This is a genomic window from Candidatus Zixiibacteriota bacterium (assembly GCA_040753495.1).
Taxonomy (GTDB): domain Bacteria; phylum Zixibacteria; class MSB-5A5; order GN15; family PGXB01; genus DYGG01.
In genome coordinates this window covers 1-20453 of record JBFMEF010000034.1, presented here as the reverse complement: position 1 = coordinate 20453, position 20453 = coordinate 1, and the positions used below count along the sequence as shown (strand labels likewise).

General features: G+C 52.5%; 14 protein-coding genes. 1 reads left to right on the top strand and 13 read right to left on the bottom strand.

Annotated features, from left to right (window positions below):
• Position 1: 1 nt before the first annotated feature.
• From AB1690_01780 to AB1690_01765, 4 genes are all read right to left on the bottom strand, one after another.
• The gene (locus tag AB1690_01780) at positions 2–1609 is read right to left on the bottom strand and encodes a carboxyl transferase domain-containing protein (GenBank protein MEW6014029.1); all 1608 of its coding nucleotides are present in this window, start codon (positions 1607–1609) and stop codon (positions 2–4) included.
• Between the two features lie 74 nt (positions 1610–1683).
• Positions 1684–2079 (bottom strand): Zn-ribbon domain-containing OB-fold protein, encoded by a 396-nt coding sequence (locus AB1690_01775; protein MEW6014028.1) that lies wholly within the window; start codon positions 2077–2079, stop codon positions 1684–1686.
• Entirely contained in the window at positions 2079–3239 is a 1161-nt protein-coding gene (locus tag AB1690_01770; GenBank protein MEW6014027.1) for a thiolase domain-containing protein, read from the bottom strand. Before AB1690_01770 ends, AB1690_01775 begins: the two co-directional genes overlap by 1 nt.
• Before the next feature lie 13 nt (positions 3240–3252).
• Positions 3253–4302 (bottom strand): hydroxymethylglutaryl-CoA synthase, encoded by a 1050-nt coding sequence (locus AB1690_01765; protein ID MEW6014026.1) that lies wholly within the window; start codon positions 4300–4302, stop codon positions 3253–3255.
• 243 nt (positions 4303–4545) lie between these two features.
• Here AB1690_01765 and AB1690_01760 point away from each other — a divergent pair, with 243 nt between their 5' ends.
• Entirely contained in the window at positions 4546–5106 is a 561-nt protein-coding gene (locus AB1690_01760) for a hypothetical protein (GenBank protein ID MEW6014025.1), read from the top strand.
• Positions 5107–5214: 108 nt separating this feature from the next.
• Here the strand turns inward: AB1690_01760 and clpB are convergent, their stop codons facing one another.
• From clpB to AB1690_01715, 9 genes are all read right to left on the bottom strand, one after another.
• Positions 5215–7812, bottom strand: a complete 2598-nt coding sequence (clpB, locus tag AB1690_01755) for an ATP-dependent chaperone ClpB (protein ID MEW6014024.1) — start codon at positions 7810–7812, stop codon at positions 5215–5217.
• Between the two features lie 381 nt (positions 7813–8193).
• The gene (gene dnaJ / locus AB1690_01750) at positions 8194–9291 is read right to left on the bottom strand and encodes a molecular chaperone DnaJ (GenBank protein ID MEW6014023.1); all 1098 of its coding nucleotides are present in this window, start codon (positions 9289–9291) and stop codon (positions 8194–8196) included.
• Between the two features lie 137 nt (positions 9292–9428).
• Positions 9429–11327 carry a molecular chaperone DnaK gene (gene dnaK / locus AB1690_01745; protein MEW6014022.1) on the bottom strand — a complete coding sequence of 633 codons (1899 nt, stop codon included), beginning with the start codon at positions 11325–11327 and terminating at the stop codon, positions 9429–9431.
• Positions 11328–11413: 86 nt separating this feature from the next.
• On the bottom strand, positions 11414–11860 hold the full coding sequence (locus tag AB1690_01740; GenBank protein MEW6014021.1) for an Hsp20/alpha crystallin family protein: 447 nt from the start codon (positions 11858–11860) through the stop codon (positions 11414–11416).
• A gap of 251 nt (positions 11861–12111) precedes the next feature.
• Positions 12112–14343, bottom strand: coding sequence for a HEAT repeat domain-containing protein (locus AB1690_01735; GenBank protein MEW6014020.1), 2232 nt, complete (start codon positions 14341–14343; stop codon positions 12112–12114).
• A gap of 1 nt (position 14344) precedes the next feature.
• Positions 14345–15469 carry a PQQ-binding-like beta-propeller repeat protein gene (locus AB1690_01730; protein ID MEW6014019.1) on the bottom strand — a complete coding sequence of 375 codons (1125 nt, stop codon included), beginning with the start codon at positions 15467–15469 and terminating at the stop codon, positions 14345–14347.
• Entirely contained in the window at positions 15469–18303 is a 2835-nt protein-coding gene (locus tag AB1690_01725) for a hypothetical protein (protein ID MEW6014018.1), read from the bottom strand. Before AB1690_01725 ends, AB1690_01730 begins: the two co-directional genes overlap by 1 nt.
• Positions 18304–18412: 109 nt before the next feature.
• Complete coding sequence (gene amrS, locus AB1690_01720; GenBank protein ID MEW6014017.1) at positions 18413–19402, bottom strand: AmmeMemoRadiSam system radical SAM enzyme; 990 nt, start codon at positions 19400–19402, stop codon at positions 18413–18415.
• Positions 19403–19406: 4 nt separating this feature from the next.
• The coding region (locus tag AB1690_01715; protein MEW6014016.1) for an HAD-IIIA family hydrolase at positions 19407–20453 on the bottom strand (1047 nt) is incomplete at its 5' end.

Here is a 20453-nt window from a genome sequence, read left to right as displayed (position 1 = left end):
CTTACATCCTGAAGACGCCGTATTTCTGGTCGGGAATCGGCTGATTGAGCGACATAGCGATGCCGAGGGCGAGAGCCTCGCGAGTTTCGGTCATACCGACGATGCCGTCATCCCAGAGACGGGCGGTGGAGTAGTATGGGGTCGATTCGCTTTCGTATTTATCAATAATCGGCTGACGGATGGCATCGATTTCCTCTTTGGTCAATTTGGCGCCGTTGCGCTCCAATTGATTGATTTTGACGGTGGCGAGGACATCGGCCGCCTGCTCTCCCCCCATAACGCATATCTTGGCATTGGGCCACATCCAGAGAAGGCGCGGGAAATAACCGCGGCCGCACATGGCATAATTTCCGGCGCCGTAGGAGCCGCCGACCATCACGGTAAATTTCGGCACCTGGGCATTGGCAACGGCATGCACCAGTTTGGCGCCGTCACGGGCGATGCCGCCGGCTTCGTACTGACGTCCCACTATGAAGCCGGTAATATTCTGAAGGAATATTATTGGAATCTTGCGGATTGTGCAAAGTTCAATAAAATGAGCGCCCTTGAGTGATGACTCCGAGAAAAGTACTCCGTTGTTGCCGAGTATTCCGACCGGGAATCCCATAATCCGGGCGAAACCGCAGACCAGGGTGATACCATACAGTTCTTTAAATTCGTGGAATTTGGAGCCATCCACCAGTCGGGCAATGACCTCGCGGATGTCGTACTGCTTGCGGATGTCATTGGGCACCGCGCCGTATAGCTCATCGGGGTCGTAATATGGCTCTTCCGGTTCCGCCATTTCGAGGTCGAATTTTGCGGGGCGATTGAGATTCTCGATGATATTGCGGGCGATGGCAAGGGCATGCTTGTCATCCATGGCGTAATGGTCGGTCACGCCGGAGGTGCGACAATGGACATCGGCGCCGCCCAATTCTTCGGCTGTTACCACTTCACCGGTCGCCGCTTTCACCAGCGGCGGTCCGCCTATGAAGATCGTGCCCTGCTTGCGGACGATGACGGTTTCATCGGACATCGCTGGAAGATACGCCCCGCCGGCGGTGCAGGAACCAAGCACCACGGAAATCTGCGGAATCCCTTTTGCCGACATACGAGCCTGATTGTAGAAAATTCGTCCGAAATGGTCTTTATCGGGGAAAACGCCTGATTGGTACGGTAAATAAATGCCGCCGGAGTCAACCAGATAGACACAGGGAAGATTGTTATCTTCGGCTATCCGTTGCGCGCGACCATGTTTGAGGATGGTGACAGGATAATAGGTTCCGCCTTTGACGGTGGCATCATTGGCGATGACCATCACTTCCCGACCATGCACCACTCCGATGCCGCAGATTATACCGGAACAGGGGGCTTCGTTATCATACATATCGTAGGCGGCGAGAGTGGAAAGTTCGAGGAAGGGGGTATTCTTATCGAAGAGCAGTGCCACCCGGTCGCGGGTGAGAAGTTTCCCCCGCTCCAGATGGACTTTGCGCGCTTTTTCCGGTCCCCCCTCTTTAACCGCCTCGAGGCGCATTTTCAGGACAAGATGCTGCTCTTTGTTTCGTTCATAATTGTCTTTAAAGGCGGCCGAGTTCGTGCTGACCTTTGATTCGATTCTAAACATTTATACCCTGTCCCAGAATTGGTGGGTGAATGGTTAAGCGGGAAGAGAGAATCTTCCCGCTCTGGCAATATACTCTAGTACCACTTGGGTACGAATTTGTATCCGTAACTGAGGACGCCGGCATGGCCATCGGTCTGGATACGGCGGAATTCGATGCGCACTTCCATCCCGACTTTCAAAGAATCGACATCACAATCAGCGACCTGCGCCAGCAGACGGACGCCGTTGGTCAACTCGGCGATTCCTATGGCATAGGGGGCCTGGTCAACAAACTGCGACGGCGCCACGCGAATTACGCTGAAGGTGAGAAGTTTTCCGGTATCGGGCAGAATTACTTTCTCAAATTCTCTGTGACCGCATTCGGAGCAGATAAGGCGGTGCGGGAAAAATATTTTTCCGCACTTTTTGCATTTGCCAGCCTCAAGGCGGTACCGATGGGGGTATTCTCTATGTTCTCTTGCCGGAAACATTATGCCACCTCCAAAATATGCACTAAGGTTGAGCCGCCGGAACCACCCATATTCTGAGCCATACCGATTTTCGGCTGTTTCTTAAGTTGACGTCCGTTTTCGGCGGTGCCGCGGAGTTGCTTGACGACTTCGACTATCTGCGCCACACCGGTAGCGCCGACCGGATGCCCTTTCGATTTCAAACCGCCGGAGGTGTTGATAGGGAATCTTCCTTCCAGACCGGTCTCCCCTTTGAGGGCGGCTTCGCCTCCCTTTCCCGCCGGGAAGATGCCGAGCGATTCGGTTACGATAATCTCGGCGATTGTGAAGCAGTCATGGACTTCGGCGAAATTGATATCGGTGATTTTCTTGTTTGCCATTTTGAATGCCTTCTCAGCCGCTACCGTGGTCGCCTTCAGCGTTGTAATATCGGGTCTCTGGTGCAGGGCGATGGAATCGGTGGCATGCCCGGAACCGATGACTTTGATAATCGGTTTGCCCAGTTTTTTGGCGATATCAACGGTGGTGAGTATGACCGCCGCGGCGCCATCGGTAATGGGCGAACAATCAAGAATCCGCAGCGGCGAAGCGACCATCACGGAATCATTGACTTCTTCTTTTGTCACCTTAAAAGGATACTGCGCAAAAGGATTCATCGAACCGTTAAAGTGATTCTTGACAGCAACAGCGGACAGCATATCGCGGGTGGTGCCATATTTGTGCATATGGGCGGTTGCCATCAAGGCATACAGTCCCGGAAAGGTGGCGCCGTGGAAGACTTCATATTCCTGATCGGCGGCGGTCGCCAGCGCGTAGGTAGCGCCATCACCGGAGACATCGGTCATCTTTTCCACGCCTGCCGCCATGACGATATCGGAAATACCGGAAGCAACCTCGATAAAGGCGTGACGGAACGCCAACCCGCCGGAAGCGCACGCTGATTCAACCCGCGACGCCGCCAGATGTTTTTGCCCGAGATAATCAGCCATGAGTGAACCGAGATGCTCCTGACCGACAAAGAGGCCGCCGGACATGCAACCGATAATCATGGAATCAAGATGGTCCACGCCGGCGTCATTGATTGCCGCCAGAGCCGCCTCGACATATATATCCCGGAAAGACTTCTCCCAGAGTTCGCCCCATTTGTTTATCCCTATGCCAACTACTGCTACATCTCTCATTGCAAGTCACCTCCTAATCATTCTTCCGGATTTTATGCCGGAATTTGGCATAGGTGCCATAATCAACATAAAACTGGTTTTCATCAAGAAGTTTTGTGGTGCGGACCGCTTTGTCGCGGACTTCGTTGATACGGTCGGTTACTTTCCAGACAAAGCCGTCGGAGCCGGCGCCGGAACCGTAAGAGACCATCAATATCATATCGCCCGGTTTGGCGATATCGAGGGTGGACGTGAGCCCTATCGGTGAGGAGCCGGAGTAGGTGTTTCCGAGACGGGGGGTCAGCCAGCCTGGTTCAATCTGCTCTTTCTTGAAGCCGAGCATCTGCCCAACTCTGAGAGGGAATTTACCATTGGGTTGATGGAAGATGACATATTTGAAGTCAGCCGGTTTCATTCCGACTTTTTTCATAATGCCATTGGCGCAGCCGGTGACATGTTTGAAATACGCCGGTTCGCCTGTGAACCGTCCGCCATGCTGGGGATAGAACTGATATTCTCGTCTCCAGAAATCGGGGGTATCGGTCATGAAGGAATAGGTCTCGAGCGCTTCGGCGACAAGATTTTCGTTTCCCATAATAAACGCCGCCGCTCCGGCGGAGGCGGAGTATTCGAGGGCGTCACCGGGGGCGCCCTGGGAAGTGTCGGCGCCGATAGCCAGCCCGTATTTGATATATCCGGATTTTACAAGGCCGAGGCAGACAAACATCGCTTCCGAACCGGCTTTGCAGGCGAATTCGAAATCGGCGCAGTGAATTTCGGGGGTAGCGCCGAGCGCTTCGGCTACCACCGTTCCCGAAGGCTTTACGGCATAGGGGTGCGATTCCGAGCCGATATAGATTGCCCCGATATCAGCGGGATTCAGATTGCCGGCGCGCCGGAGAGCGTTCTTTGCCGCTTCCACCGAAAGAGTGATGGTGTCGGTGTCCGGAGGGGGGACTGATTTCTGGGTCAGCAGAAGACCCTTTTTATAACTGGGAGCGTCCGCTCCCCAGACCTTAGCGATCTCTTCGACTTTGATGCGATGTCTGGGGACGTGGGCTCCGTAGCCAACGATACCTACCATGATTTACCTCACAAAATGGTCAATAATAAGCTAATATGCGAATATTATACGGGCAAATCCCGCGTTAAAGACTTAATAATATATTCGCCGCCAACCGTTTGGCAAGGCATAAATTGGAATAAAAAAGCCGGTCGCGGGTGGCAACCGGCCTGGCAGATGGGATGGTGATGCGGACACGGCAGGCTATCTTGAGCGACATTATATTTACCTGCCTGTATTGTATTTTATGCTGTATAATACGGTATGAAGTTCATTCCATTGATTGGGTCGATTCTGCTGATTCTGTCAATAGCTGTCAGCGGTCAGCAGACGACACTGCCGCTCGGAATTTTTTACCAAGGGGGGATATACCAGGTTGATATCAATCCTCCCAAAGGGTGGAAGTTTGACCTGGAGAATCCGCGCATTGACGGTCGCTCCGCCGCCTGCTTTCCGGGCGACCAGGAATATTACAACAATAAGGCGATGATAGTCGTCTGGATATATAAGATTGATTCGCTTACCTTTCGTGAATTCATAAGCCGGGATTCCATTTCCTATTTAAAGAAGAGTTCCTCGCTTCAATTCAAGAAGAGAGACTCGTTGAAGATTGCGGAGGAGAGAAATGTCTTTATTCTGGAAACATCTGACCCGGGCGCGAAATCATCGATGGCATCGGTCGCTTACATAGACGTCGGGACAGAGATTCTGATATTCGAACTGAATATTGCAGGTCGGATGGAGTATGCCGAGGGGCAGACCCGGCTGATGGAGATGGTCGAGAAGCTGGAATTGACAGAAATTAAGAGCGATAGCGATGAGTGACAAGAACAAAGAGTCCTGCGGATCTAACTCACCTTAACAAGTCAGATTTCAATTTGAGGGTCGATGCCACCCTCTTACCCAAAAGCGCGTAGAGTCATTTCATTTCACTTAATTATCCTTGCCTATCTTCAACTCGAAATCGACATAATCGATTTTGACTTTGTCGCCCGGTTTAATCTCTCCGGCAAGAATCATTTTAGCCACCTGCTGGTTCAGCTCTTTGTTTATGAGTCGCTTGATGGGACGGGCGCCAAAGGTGGGGTCATACCCTTCCTCCGCCAGATAGGCAACAGCGGCGTCGGTCAGTACTATTGCGATATCTTTTTCCAACAGGAGTTTCTTGATCCGCTCAAACTGCATTAAGACGATTTGGCGGATTTCGTCACGGGTCAATGCCGCAAAAACTATGGTTTCATCAACCCGGTTGAGGAATTCAGGTCGGAGATTATGGCGAAGCAGGTTGAGAACTTCCCGCTTCATCCGTTCATAAACCTCTTCCCGGTTGCGCTCGTCGAGCGTGACCGATTCGGACTGGATATATTCGGCGCCGATATTGCTGGTCATAATCAGGATGGCGTTTTTGAAGCTGACGGTTCGACCCTGATTGTCGGTAAGGCGGCCATCATCAAGAACCTGCAAGAGGATATTAAAGACGTCATGATGCGCCTTTTCTATTTCATCGAGCAGCACCACGGCGTAAGGGCGGCGACGAACGGCTTCGGTCAACTGTCCCCCTTCTTCGTAACCGACATATCCCGGCGGCGCCCCGATGAGACGGGAAACCGAGAATTTTTCCATATATTCCGACATATCGATGCGCACCATCGCCTCCTCGGTGCCATAGAGGAATTCCGCCAGGGTTCGCGCCAGTTCTGTCTTCCCGACCCCGGTCGGACCGAGAAAGATAAACGATGCAATCGGGCGGTTGGGGTCGGAGAGTCCTGCTCTCGATTGGCGGACGGCGTTGGCGACCGCAATTACCGCCTCGTTCTGGCCGACAATTCGCTCGTGAAGTTTATCTTCCAGATGAAGAAGTTTCGCCATTTCTGATTCGGTCAGTCGCGAAACCGGTATGCCGGTCCATTTGGAAACGACTTCGGCCACGTCGTCAGCATCGACTTCCTCTTTGAGAAGTTTCCGCTGGGATTGAATCGATGTCAGCGAATGCGTTAAGAATTGCAGCTTTTTGTCGGCCTCAGCCAGGTCACCATATTTGAGACGAGCCGCTTCCTCGTAGTTGGCGCGGCGCTCGGCATCGGCGGCGCGAAGTTTCAACTCTTCGATTTCCGACTTTATCTTATGAATCGCCTCCACGGTCTCTTTTTCTTTGAGCCACTGCGTTCGCAGGTCGTCTCTCTGCGCATAGAGCTCTTTCAGCTCTTCCTCAATCGGCTTAATACGCTGGCCGGCATCTTTCTCCCGCTTCATCCCTTCTTTTTCGATTTCCAATTGGCGGATTCTCTTTTCGATAGCGTCGAGTTCTTCGGGCATGGAATCGATAGAAATCCGCAGCTCTGCGGCCGCTTCATCCATCAGGTCAATCGCCTTATCGGGGAGGAAGCGGTCAGAGATGTACCGGTCGGAGAGTTTTGCCGCCGCCACCAGGGCTTCATCCTTGATCTTAATGCCGTGATGAATCTCATATCTTTCGCGAAGGCCGCGGAGGATGGAAATGGTATCTTCGACCGACGGCGGCTCCACCAGCACCGGCGCGAATCGTCGCTCCAGGGCGGCATCTTTCTCGATATTCTTGCGGTATTCATCGAGGGTGGTGGCGCCGATACAGCGAAGTTCTCCCCGCGCCAGCGCCGGTTTGAGCATATTGGAGGCATCCATCGCGCCGCTGACAGCGCCGGCGCCGACAATGGTATGGAGTTCGTCAATAAAGAGAATAATTCTCCCCTGCGCCCCCTCGACCTCCTTGATAATCGCTTTCAAACGCTCTTCGAACTCGCCGCGGAATTTGGAGCCGGCAATCAAGGCGCCCAGGTCGAGCGCCACGACTATTCGATTCTTGAGAGTCTCCGGCACTTCGCCAATGACTATTTTTTGCGCCAGTCCTTCAACGATGGCAGTCTTACCGACCCCCGGCTCGCCAATTAGAACCGGATTATTTTTGGTGCGGCGGGAGAGGATTTTTATGAGGCGCCGGATTTCGTCATCCCGCCCGATGACCGGGTCGAGTTTGCCGGCGCGGGCTTGCGCCGTGAGGTCACGGGAATATTTCTCGAGCACCTGATATTTCGATTCCGGATTGTCATCGGTGACCCGGGTAGTGCCGCGTATCGAGGAGAGCGCCTGCAACAGTTTATTTCGGTCGAGCCGAAACTCTTTAAGAATTTCCTGGGCACGGCTTTTTATTTCGAGCAGGGCGAGCAAGAGATGCTCCACGGAGACATACTCATCTTTCAACTGCGCCGCTTCATTCTCGGCGCGATAAAGAACCTGCGAGAGGTCGTTGGAGATATATAATTGCCCTCCCTGCTGACGGGGCTGAAGGCTTAATTCGTCGTCGATTTTATTTGCGAGGGCGTTATCATCTACCCCGATTTTCTTAAAAATCTGCCCGACCAGTCCTTCATCCTGATTCAGAAGCGCCGCCAGCAGATGAAGCGGTGTCACCTGCGGATGCGATTCTGATTGCGCTTTCTGCTGCGCATAGTTGAGGGCATCGGCCGAGCGCTGGGTAAGTTTATTTAGATTCATATGCCTTTCCTTTCTTCACAATGACGGCAGTGAGAGCCTGCTCTCTCTGCGATTGATGTAGCCAGTTTCTCATAAAGATTACCTTCGTTGTCAAAACCCCCGCTCGCCACACGGAAGGGACAGGTAACTCGGGGGGACTTTGACCTACAATCTGCCGCCCAGAGACCAGGATTTCGAGACCGTCAGTTAATCGCAAGTCATCGGACCTTCGAAGAGCGGCAGGTCACAATTTCGCGCTGCAGGCAATATGAGAGTCAAGTGCGCCGCCCTTGACCTGGCGAAATCAAGACCTGCCGCAACAGCGAAGAGTACCTTCGTTGTCAAAACCCCCGCTCGCCACACGGGAAGGACAGGTAACTCGGGGGGATTTTGACCTACTCCCTACATCGTCTTTGCCAATTCTTCAAGCAGTTCTCGTTGCCGCGGGGTGATATCTTTCGGCACGGCAATCTGGATTTCCACCAGCTGGTCGCCGTGCGCCCCATTTACCGCCAACCCTTGCCCTTTGAGGCGAAGCATGGTGCCGTGACTGGTGCCGGGCGGAATGGTCAAGTTTATGTTTCGCGTCAGAGTCTTGACCGGCACTTTGGCGCCGAGCACCGCCTGGGGGTATGAGACGGTAATTCTGGTATAGATATCATTCCCTTTCCGTTCGAACTGCTGATTCTTTTCCACGTCCACGGTTATTAATAAATCTCCATTCTGCCCGCCATTGGTTCCGGGATTCCCCATTCCCTTGAGGCGGATTTTCCCTCCCGGCTCAACTCCGGGAGGAATATTCACTTTAATTCTTTTTCTTGTTTTGATTTGACCGGCGCCGCCACAATTGTGGCATGGTTTCCCCGGCAGGACCCCTTTTCCGAGGCATTTGGGGCAGGGGCGGGAGACGGAAAATCCTCCCTGCGCCGAGCTGACCATCCCGCGTCCATTGCATAGAGGGCAGACAACCTGTTCGGTTCCCGGTTCGGCGCCGCTTCCGCCGCAGACAGGACAAGGCTCCGGTTTATTCAGTGCGATGGTTTTCTGCGCGCCGGAAATAGATTCCTCGAAGGAGATTTTCAGGGTCAGCGCCAGGTCGTTCCCTTTTCGGGAGCGGGCTTGTCGCCCGGGACGATGCGCGCTGAAAATATCTTCATCGCCAAAAATCGAACTAAAAATATCGGCAAAAGAGCCGAACCCGCCCAGGTCTTCGAAGCGGAAAGTCTGCTGGAATTGGGAGGGGTCAAAGCCGCCTCCCTGCTGGGCGTAGCGGGGGTCATAAGCGCCGTAGCGGCGCATCATATCATACTGTTTTCTCTTTTCGGCATCGCCCAGAATATCGTACGCTTCCGAAATCTCCTTGAATCTGTTTTCAGCGTTCTTGTCCCCTTTGTTGCGGTCAGGATGATACTGCTTGGCAAGACGTCGGAACGCTTTTTTGATATCTTCCTGCGATGCCTCTTCCGAGACACCTAAAACGTTGTAATAATCTTTTGCCATTTTGTCAGTATCAACTGCCTTCCGAGATAATTGGGCTAATTCTCAACCTTTGAATTATACTCTCATTCTCCTCATCAAGATATAATTTTAAAAGCCATTAGGGGAGGACGGGATTGCTCCCGCCCTTCTCTATCAACTCAATTGACCACTTCGAAATCAGCGTCAACCGTCTTATCTTTCTCGCCAGACGATTCTGGTGTATCGCTGCCGCCACCGGAGGTCGGTCCGGCGCCGGATGCGGTTTTCTGGTACATCTGCGCCGCGGCATTATGCCAAAGCTGGTTGAGGGCTTCCACCGACGACTCCATCTCGCTGAAGTTTTCGGTTTTGAGGGCCTCTTTCACCCGACTAATGCCGGCTTCAATCTTAGCCTTGCTGTCGGCATCGAGTTTGTCGCCATATTCACGGAGATTTTTCTCCGCCTGGAAAATGGCGGCGTCGGCGTGGTTGCGAGTGTCGATTTTCCGACGTTTCTCCTTATCCTCGGTTTCGTGCGCTTTGGCGTCATTAACCATTTTCTGAATCTCCGCCTCAGTCAGACCGGAAGAGGCTTCAATCCGGACGTTCTGCGATTTGCCGGTCGCCATATCTTTAGCCGTCACATTCAGGATGCCGTTGGCGTCGATATCAAAAGTAACTTCAATCTGCGGGAGGCCGCGCGGCGCCGGCGGGATGCCATCGAGAATGAACTTGCCGATGGTCTTGTTGTCTATCGCCATCTCCCGTTCGCCCTGAAGCACATGGATATCGACGGCCGTCTGATTGTCCGCCGCCGTCGAGAATATCTGCGACTTGCGGGTCGGGATGGTGGTGTTCCGCTCAATCAGGCGGGTCATGACGCCGCCGAGCGTCTCGATACCGAGTGAAAGCGGGGTGACATCAAGGAGGAGGACATCTTTGACATCACCGGCAAGCACTCCGCCCTGAATAGCGGCGCCGACTGCCACCACTTCATCGGGATTGACGCTCTTGTTCGGCTCTCTCCCAAAGAGTTTCCGAACGGTCTCAATGACCCTGGGCATTCTGGTCATACCGCCGACAAGAATCACTTCGTTGATGTCGGAGATACTTACCTTGGCGTCGGCGATTGCTTTCCGGCACGGCTCAATGGTCCGCTCCAGGAGGTCATCGACCAGCTGCTCGAATCTGGCTCGCGTCAGGCTCAGATTGAGATGCTTAGGTCCGTTCTGGTCGGCCGTGATGAAGGGAAGATTAATAGTCGTTTCCATAGTGGAAGAAAGCTCAATCTTCGCCTTCTCGGCCGCCTCTTTGAGCCTCTGCAACGCCATTGGGTCGCGGGAGAGGTCGATTCCTTCCTGTTTCTTGAACTCGGAGACGAGCCAATCGATAATCCTCTTGTCGAAATCATCACCGCCGAGGTGCGTGTCGCCGTTGGTGGAGAGAACTTCGAAGACCCCTTCGGAGAGTTCCAGAATCGAGATATCGAAAGTGCCGCCGCCGAGGTCATATACTGCCACCTTGCCGGTTTTCTTCTTATCGAGGCCGTACGCCAGGGCCGCCGCGGTCGGCTCGTTTATAATCCGCTTGACATCCAGTCCGGCAATCCGTCCGGCGTCCTTGGTTGCCTGGCGCTGGCGGTCATTGAAATATGCGGGAACTGTGATGACCGCTTCGGTCACCTTCTGACCCAGATAGTCTTCGGCTGTTTTCTTCATCTTGGTCAGAATCATTGCCGAAATTTCCGGCGGAGTATAGGTTTTGTCGCCCATTTCAATAACGGCATCGCCGCGCTCGCCGGCTTTCACTTTGTAGGGATAGTTTTTGGCTTCCTCGCGCACTTCATCGTACATCCGCCCCATGAACCGCTTGACGGAGAAGATGGTGTTGAGGGGATTGGTGACCGCCTGGCGTTTGGCAATCTGCCCTACCAGCCGTTCGCCGTTTTTGTCAATGGCGACCACCGACGGGGTGGTGCGGCTCCCTTCGGAGTTGGTGATAACCACCGGGTCTTTCCCCTCGATAACCGCCACACAGGAGTTGGTGGTGCCGAGGTCTATTCCGATTATTTTTCCCATATTTGTTCTCCTTTCAGATTCAGAAGAAAGCGGGCGAGTTGTCGCAACCCGCCCGCTTTCCTTGTCAAGTATATGCTCGTTGCTGATTACTTAACAGCCACTTTAATCTCTTTGGGCTTGCTCTGCTCGGTCTTCGGCAGGACAATGGTCAGGAGACCATTCTTATAATCAGCCATGATCTTCTCCGTATCGACATGGTCGGGGAGAGTGAAGGACCGAGAGAAAGAGCCACTGGACAGCTCGCAACGAACATAGTTGGTATCCTCAGTCCGTTCCATTATCGGCTTGCGCTCACCGGAGATGGTCAGAACACCGTTCTCCAGGTAAACCTTAATATCATCTTTCTCCATCCCCGGGATTTCGGCGACCACGCGCATCTGGTCTTTCTCTTCGGCGATGTCAACGCGCGGGACGAAAGCCCAGCTGTTAGAGGAACGAACGGACGGGAAATTGAAGAATGAATCTACGATGTTGTCCCAGTCGCGGCTCATCTCCGCAAGGACACGGTTCGGGTTGTAACGGACAAGAGTCATAATAACACCTCCATTTGTATCTTGTTGTTTTACTCTTTTCATCATTGCAATGGAGGTTAACACAAGCGGCGTGCCAAAACCTGTAACGCGTTGTTACACAACATAATAATTATTTAATGGGTCATTTTGACTTGACTTGAGAGTCATAATGGCAGCACTAATGCGCCATTTTGGCGTGTTTATGCCGGATTGACACTGCCATTAAGGCAGTATAGGAGTACAAGAATGTCGAGCGGCGATTTTGGGAGCGATTAACGCTCTTTCTTGCTCAGGATATCCTGGGCGGCGCGATTTAGTTTGGAGGCGCCGAAGAAAATTTTCTGCGATGCCGAGAGGGTGTCGTTAAATTCTCTGATTTTCTCCAGAGACTCTTTGTCACCGATCTTGCCCAGGGCTTTCAAAATAGCCAGACGGAGTTCATCGCGGGAAGACCGGTTGGAAGTCAGCTGGGATTGCAGTTCCGTATCTGACAGAAGATGGGCAAGGAATTTCCGTGCCTCTTCCCCGCCCAGCATGCCGAGAGTAGTGATAATTCGAACCACGTCGGGATGACGATTGTTGGCGAGGTCAATCAGTTCCGGGACGATTTCCGGGGTGCCGATAAGGCCTATGGCGATAATTGCGGCTTCGCTGATTTCACGGTCGGAATCATTAGCCATGACCATGAGGAGGTCGAGCGCCTGTTCGCCGCCGATTTTTTCCAGTGCCGCCACGATGGCGCGCCGCACCCGGGTATCGGGGTCATTAATCCGCACCCGCAGAGCCTTGCATCCTTCCTGGTCTTTCAATGCCCCCAGGACAAAGATTGAATTGCGCACCAGGTACCAGCGGGCGTCAGGCAGTTCATGCCGTCCCTCATCCCGCTCAAAATTGGCATTGTCTTCGATAATCCGGGAGAAGACATTGAGTGATGCCTTGCCCAGCTCGGAGAGAATTTTTAGAGCATTCTGACGCACCTGTCGCGACTCGTGGGAGACAATCGTAGAGAGGGCAAAGGCGACTTCTTCCGACCCGAAAGTCACCAGAATATTTTTGATATCACCAAAACCGGCCTGGGGGCCATCGACAATCTCCCAGACCAGCTGGTTAATCATCTCCCGATTGTTGAACTGCATGATTGCTTTCTTGACGGCAAGGGAGTCATAGATTGTAACGCCGTCCTGGTGACGGCAGCGCTTTTGCAGCGCGGAGCAGAGCGTTGAAAGGCGGTCGTACCGTTTCTGAGAGAAATATACTTTGACCAGATTCCAGATAAGTTCCGAGAATTCGAAGGTTTCCTTACCGCCGGCGAGGAATTCGTTGAGCAGTTCGGCGATATGGTCAACAAGAAAGAGATAATTGGGATTATGAAAAGTAGCCAGAGTGACGGTCAGCAGCTCCAGCGCTTTCTGACGGGAGTCCAGGTTGTCTCCGGCAAGTCGCTCCACCAGCAGTTTGACGACCGCTTTGGCTTTCCCCTGCTGGCCGGTCCGCAGCAGTCGGGAAAAATGCTCGCTAAACTCTTCCAGATTCAGGTCAAACGATTCACCGTAGAAGGTGGCATCAAGGTACTGGTCAATCCTTTCCTGCGATTCCACTTTGATAGCGCCGGTCAGAGGGATGATTTCGGCATAGATATCGACCGGCACCCCTTTCCGGGTAAGTTCGTCTTTCAAGCCGGTGAGAATCTCTTCGCGGTCAGGGTGGAAGTTGAGAAGTGAAATCAGAGCCCGGGCGCGGTCAAAGGGGATTTCCAGGGTAGAAGGGTCGGCGGGATTTTCGCCAAGATGAAGGACTTTCTCAGCAATCGCGCCGCAGAGTTCCCCCGGCTCCATCAGGGATACCTTTTCGGGAATCAGATGACGCACCAGCGCCGGGAGAAAATCGTGATGGAATTTCATCAGGTACTGCTCGACAGGAAGCTCTTCATCAAGGAGCATGGAAGCAAGCGTGTCGAAACTGTCGCCGAAATAGGCGCTTACCACGGCCCGAAGCGAATAGTCGCCGGGGAGGTCGCCCTGAAATTTCAGCCCTTTCTCAAAGAGAATAGCGCCGATTTCACCATTCACCTGGATATTCTCAATTTTGTTTTTCGCCAGAAAATTTATCATGATACTCTGATAGTCGGCCCCCGAGACTTTCTTGACCAGCCGGTCAAGAAACAGGGTCAGTTCCTGGGTGGTCAGACGGCAATCGAAAATAATATCTTTAATATCGAGTCTTTGCATGAAGTCCATCAATTGCTCGGAAAAGATGGAAGGACGCACACGAATATTCAGGGCAAAAAGCCTCCCGCCGGAAATATGCAGATTGAAATATTTTTTGTATCGCGCCAGCCGGTCGAAAATTAAGAAGGGACGACCGACCGTCTTCTGCGCCAGCGGATGCGCCGCCGAATAGACCGAGATTTTCTTGGCGGAGATATATATTTCCCGCACCGCTTCATGGGCGATTTCGTTTAGATTGAAATTCAGGTCGTTTTCGGAGTAACCGATTGTTTCCATGCTAATCACCAAAGCAGAAGATTGAACCGTCATGGGCAACGGCATAGATGCCGCGGCCGTCGCTTACCAGCGGGAATCTGATTTCGCTTTTCAGTTCTCGCCGCGAATTCATAATGCCGGTCCGCTTATTGAGACAATAGACAAAGCGGTCCAGGGAGGCCAGTAGAATAAAATCTCCCACCACTATCGGTGAGGCGATGACAACTCCGCCAGTCTTGAACTCCCAGAGCAGAGAGCCATCGCTCTTATTAAGAGCCCGCACAATACCGCCGTTGTCGGCGATATAGACGGCATAATCATCGACCGCCGGCGAGGTCCAGATAGGCCAGTCGAACTGGCTTTTCCAGACAACCTTTCCGTTGATTTTATCAATGGCAAAAAAGCCGCCATCGGCGCCAGAGACATAGACTCGGTCGCCCACAGCCGCTTTGGAAAGCAACGGTTGTCTCAGGTCAGTTGTAAACACAGAATCACCGGTTAGTGCGTTAAGGCATCGCAATTCGCCATTATCGCAGGGGAAATAGACCAGACTGTCATTAAGGCTGGGACCTGCCAGGGAGCGAGCGGCAATCTTTTTTTGCCATATCCCCGCTCCGGTCAGCCGGTCAAGACAGCGCAATTCTCCATCTGCGGAACCGACATAAAGCCGATTCTCTAATATTATCGGCTGTCCGGTAACATCCTTTAAAGAGACTCTCCAGAGCGGTTTTTGATTGAATAAGTTAAGACAGACCAAGTGATTGCGGGATGGTCCGACCGCCAGGTAAGCCAGCGAATCAGCGGTCACCACACCGGCTTGTGACGCCCCACGTATCTTCAATCGCCCCATAAACTTATGGGTGTCAAGGGAATAGAAAAACAGTTTTCCTTTGGAGCCGGAGTGAATGAGCATCCCTGCCCCCAATGACGGTGGTCCGATGGGGCTTTCCGGAGAGCCGGTTTCCCATATCAGATTAAGCCCTCCATTGTAACTGGCCGGGATGGATGCCTGCCCCTGTTGGTTGTATCGAACATACTTCCAATTTGTGGACGGAATCTCATCGGTTCGTCCGTACTTGAATTTTTTGGTACAGCCGCCAAGAAGAAAGAGAGCCAGAGTGACAAAGAGAAAGTTGCGGAGCATCATTAGAAATTCCATCCGAAAAAGAAGTCGAAGTCAGTCGATTTGCTTATTTTTTCAAAGTCGGTCGTGCGGGAAAAATCAAACCGGAGAACTATGACATTGGCTAATGCCACGCGGAAGCCGGCGCCAAAGGAGCCGAGAAAGCGGTCGAAATCGTTGTCCCAGGCGGAGCCGGCATCGACAAAGAGCGCCCCGCGAATTCCCTGAAAACCGATTCCGCCGAAAGGAAATCCGACGACCAGATTATCTATCAGGGGGAAGCGGAGCTCATTGGAAGTGAAGAGAATGTTCCGGTTGTAAAAAGCGCGACGGCTGAATCCCCGGAATGACCAGCTTCCTCCAAAGTAAATTCGTTGCGGCTCGACGCCGGAGGAGCTGTAGGCAAAGAGTCGCGAGGCGTACGCCGAGAATCTTCCCAGCCGCAGGTAATGGCGCAGGTCAACCAGCCCAATCCGGTTAAAGACCCGACCCTCATCAAGAGCATAGGTGCCGCCAATGGTGATGTTGTAGCGGTGTCCTTCAATCGGTCCTGAGATATCCCAGATGGAATTGTCGGATATCACGGAGAAGTAATTTGAGACCAGCGGGGCGCGCCGTCGGTAGCCAAGAATCCAGGAGTCTTTGTCGGAATATCTCACAAACGTGGTCGCCTCGACCCGGTTGAATTTCGACAGCGGGTAGGTCAGATGTCCCAAGCCGCCGACTTGCCGCTCAAAGTAGTACCCTTCGTAGTCGTTGTAATATTCATCATAGAAGTGATAAGCGCCGATGCCCCAGTTGAGACGTTTCTTTTTATTGATATAGGTTACCGCCACGTTGAAACTGGAAAAGAAGTCGTCTTTAGATTCGGCGGTATTAGTCAAAAGAAAATAAAAGGCGTTGTCGCCCAGCATATCGGAGAGGGCAACCTGAAGGCCGCCGATGGAGCCGTAGACAGGGTCATAGGAAATTGCCGACTGGGCAATATCAAAGGAATAATCGGTCTGGTACTGCACCGATGATTTGACTTTCCGGCTGTCGAGCATGCCGGGCCTCCAGCTGGAGATGTAGGCGGGGGTCTCTTCACGAGCAAATACGGCTGTGTCCACTACCGGGGTGCGATAGATATGAAACCCGAAATCCTGGTAGCCGGAGAAAACGAGGCTTTTTCCATCGGGGGTAACTCTTGGGTCGTAAGCGCCGGTAAGAAGGGAGGTGATTCTTACGACAGTTCTATCTTCATTAAGCCGGTAGATATTGAAGGCGCCATTGCGGTCGGAGGCAAAATAGAGCCCCGACTCGGACGGCTCGGGAGAGATATCGCGCCAGTCTCCGGAGGTGAGCGGTGACGGTTTTCCACCGGCGACAGCCATCATGTAGATGTTGATGGCGCCATTCTCCCCATCCAGACAGCGGTCGGAAGCAAATATCACTGAGTCGCCATCAATGCTGAAAGCGGGGTCGACGTCATTGTAGAAATCATTGGTCAACATCTTAAGCGCGCCGCTGGTGAGGTCGAGAAGATAAATATCGGCGATGCCCGATTTACCGGCGCCGCTGAAAACGGCCCGGTCACCGGTTGGAGAGAAGCGAGGCGAGGAGATGGTCGCCAGACCGTCAAGTTCAAATCTTTTGACAATTTCTCTGCGCTGGATGCTGTAGAGATAGAGCACGTCATTTTCTTCCGATTTGGATGAAAACAGCACCAGCCCCTGGTTGCTGGCATCGATGCCGCTTTGCAGCAGATGAAGCGACTCGAAACTGGCGGACCTCTCCCCTTTTAATAGAGTATGGAGTTTGGTGGCTTCGCCCGCCGGGGGCATCATATAGATTCCGGAATAGCCGAGTTTGTTGGCTTTAAATACAATCCACTCGCCGCTCAATTTGCCGTCGCTTAATTTTATCGGCACCCCTTTAAGGGCGTAGCCGCTCTTGGTCAATTTCTCCGTCTCATAACTGGCTAAACCGGCATCGGCAATCTGCGGAAAATACCGTTTCTTAAGCGCATATTCCCACTTGCGCGAAACTTCGCGCAGCGGCTCGCCGAGGGTAATCTCGACTATCTCGTCAAAGTCATCCCCTTTCCACCAGTTTTCGAAGATTAGAATCAATTTGTCGCTGCCGTATTCATCGCTGATAAACTGGCAGACCGACTGTCCCAGTTTATACATGAAATAGGTGCCGGAAATTTCGTAGAAGCGGTCGATGGTGAACAGACGCCCCGAGAGGACCATATCTTTGAGAATCATATCGGCTTCACTGTCCCAACTGGTGGACCAGCATTCGGCAAGCCCTTCGATAAACCAGAGAGGCGGCGGCGCCATCCGGAAATAGCGCTGTTTGGACATGACCGATTCCAGCTTGGAAAGAGTAAAGACATGCACCAGTTCGTGACGCAGGACATGCTCGAAGTCATAGTAAGAACCATGGAAAGGGACCACCACCCGTCCTTTGAGAAATTCCGTAAAACCGCCCACCGATTCCGGCAGAAGCGACGGGGTGACATTGGTCTGGCTGAAATAGTTGGGGGAACTGTATATTATGAGCGGAATGGGGCGGTAGATTTCAAGTTTGAAACGGGATGCCAGTTCGCGGTAGCTGTCTTCAGAGATACGGGCGGCAATCTTGGCGAGTTCCTCTTCTTCCGGATAGAAAAAAAATCGAAAATTCTCGGTCTCCATCACCTGCCAGTCGAAGTCGGTGTACTGGACTTTATTTTTCCCAAAATAGAATTGGCTGTAAGCAGGTTCAGCAAGAAATGCCAGACAGAAACACGTTATCGCCAAAGTCAGCAATAAAGCGGCGGAAACATGTTTGCGGACTGCGGAAACTGACTGGTTCATATATAAATAAAACAAATTGGGCGTATCCCTCGTTCCAAAAGGGAGATTTCATTCTAATTTATAGACGGCTTATCCTTATAATTATCGACCACTTATATTGCCGCCTGAAGAGAAATATATGCCTTCAGACGACAATTCCGGTTTGATGTCCGCATGCGGCGCAGCTCCCCCGGTCAAAATTTACCTCCGAGGTCGAATATCCCCGGCGGCTGATGAGCCGGGCGTGGCATTTGGGGCAGAAGGTATCGGAGCGGTCGGGGATATTGACGTTCCCAAGATAGACATAATCCAGTTTTTTCGAGGCGATTTCATACGCCAGCATTAGCGTGCTTACCGGTGTGGGGGGATTTTTCATTTTGAAGGTCGGATAGTAGGCCGAGAAGTGCAGCGGCAGAGAGGGAGATATTGACGTCACAAAATCGGTTAGAGCCTCGAAATCGGCGGTGGTATCATTCAGCCCGGGAATTACCAGATTGGTGATTTCCAGATGCACGCCCGCTTCATGAAAGCGCCGGATATTCTTCAGCACCGGTTCCAGTTTTCCCTTGCAGACAGTTTTATAGAACTGCGGTTTCATCCCTTTCAGGTCGATATTGGCGGCATCTATCAATGGCAAAATTTCCTCCAGCGGTTCTGAATTGATATAGCCGTTGCTTACGAGCACGTTCTTTAGCCCGGCTTCGTGAATCAGCCGACCGGCCTGAAGTATATATTCGAACCAGATTAATGGCTCGGTATAGGTGTAAGCGACGCCGATTGATTCATTTCGTGAGGCGAGTTCCACCAGATTGGCGGGCGCCAGAAACTGAGTCTGGACCTTTGTTTGGGAAATTTCCCAATTCTGGCAGTTGTCGCAACTGAAATTACAGCCATTAGCGCCGGTAGAAAATATAACGGAGCCGGGATAGAAGTGATAAAGCGGTTTCTTTTCGATAGGGTCATAACAGGCGGTAACCAGTTCGCCGAAATTATCGGTGACCAGTTTGCCATTGCGGTTAAAGCGGCTTCCGCAGATGCCTACTTTTCCTTCCGTGAGCAGGCAGTCAGCCGGACAGAGACGGCAACGGACTTTATTGCCATCCAATTTTTCGTAATATGCCGCTTTGACAATCATATTATTATTGGCTTCCGGTCAGATATTTTACGGCGTCAAAAATCCCCCCGGCAACATATTCAGGCTTAAGAAAATTTTTGTGCTGAAGTTTGTCAGCCTCGCGACTGCCGTACCCGGTGCGAACCAGGATTCCTCTGGCTCCGGAAACGTATGCCAGCTCGATGTCGCTGATTTTGTCCCCAATGACAATCGAGCGGAAAGGATTCAAATTGTGCTTGAGGCAGGCGGTATCGACCATCCCGGCTGATGGTTTTCGGCAATGGCAGCGGACGGCATATTCTTTGACCGTTCCCCGGATATAATGCGGGCAGTAGTAGATATCATCGATTGGCGCGCCTTCGTCCCGAAAGATTGACTTTACTCGATGATTTATACGACGCACCGTTTCCTCATCGAAATATCCCCGCGCCACTCCGGACTGATTGGAGATGACGATAATTTTGAATCCGGCTTGTCGCGCCGCTTTGATGGCATCAATGGCCCCCTCTTCCGGTTCAACTTCTTCCGGCAGACGGATAAACTCCTTTTCCTTGATTAAGGTGCCATCCCGGTCCACAAAGAGGGCGGGAGTCCCTTTGAAGTTTCCCTGGAGGTATTCTGCAGCCGATGCCATGACATCATCGACACCGATGCGGGTGAAGCAATACTGCTCCTCGCGGTAGCATCGGGTTCTGCCGTGTAATGAGCAGGGGCGGCAGAACTCATCGACCTGAATAACGCGGTCGCGCAACCCTCGCGGAGCAAAGCCGAGAGTCGGGTGAGTCGGTCCGAAGAGAGCCAACACAGGAGTTCCGACCGCGGACCCAAGATGCGCCAGGGCGGAATCATTGCTGATAAGCAGGTCAACCTGCCTCAAGGAGGCTGCCAGAATCGGCAGGGGGGCGTTTCCATGAAACTTAAGGAAATCCTCGGGGATATGCTCCCGCAGGCGATACAGCTCCCGGTCGTTTTCCGACAGATAGACTACAACTCCGGCGCGGAATTTTTCATGAAGTTGCACTGCCAGCTTCTCGAAACGGTCAGGAAACCATTGCTTGGTGGGGCATGAAGC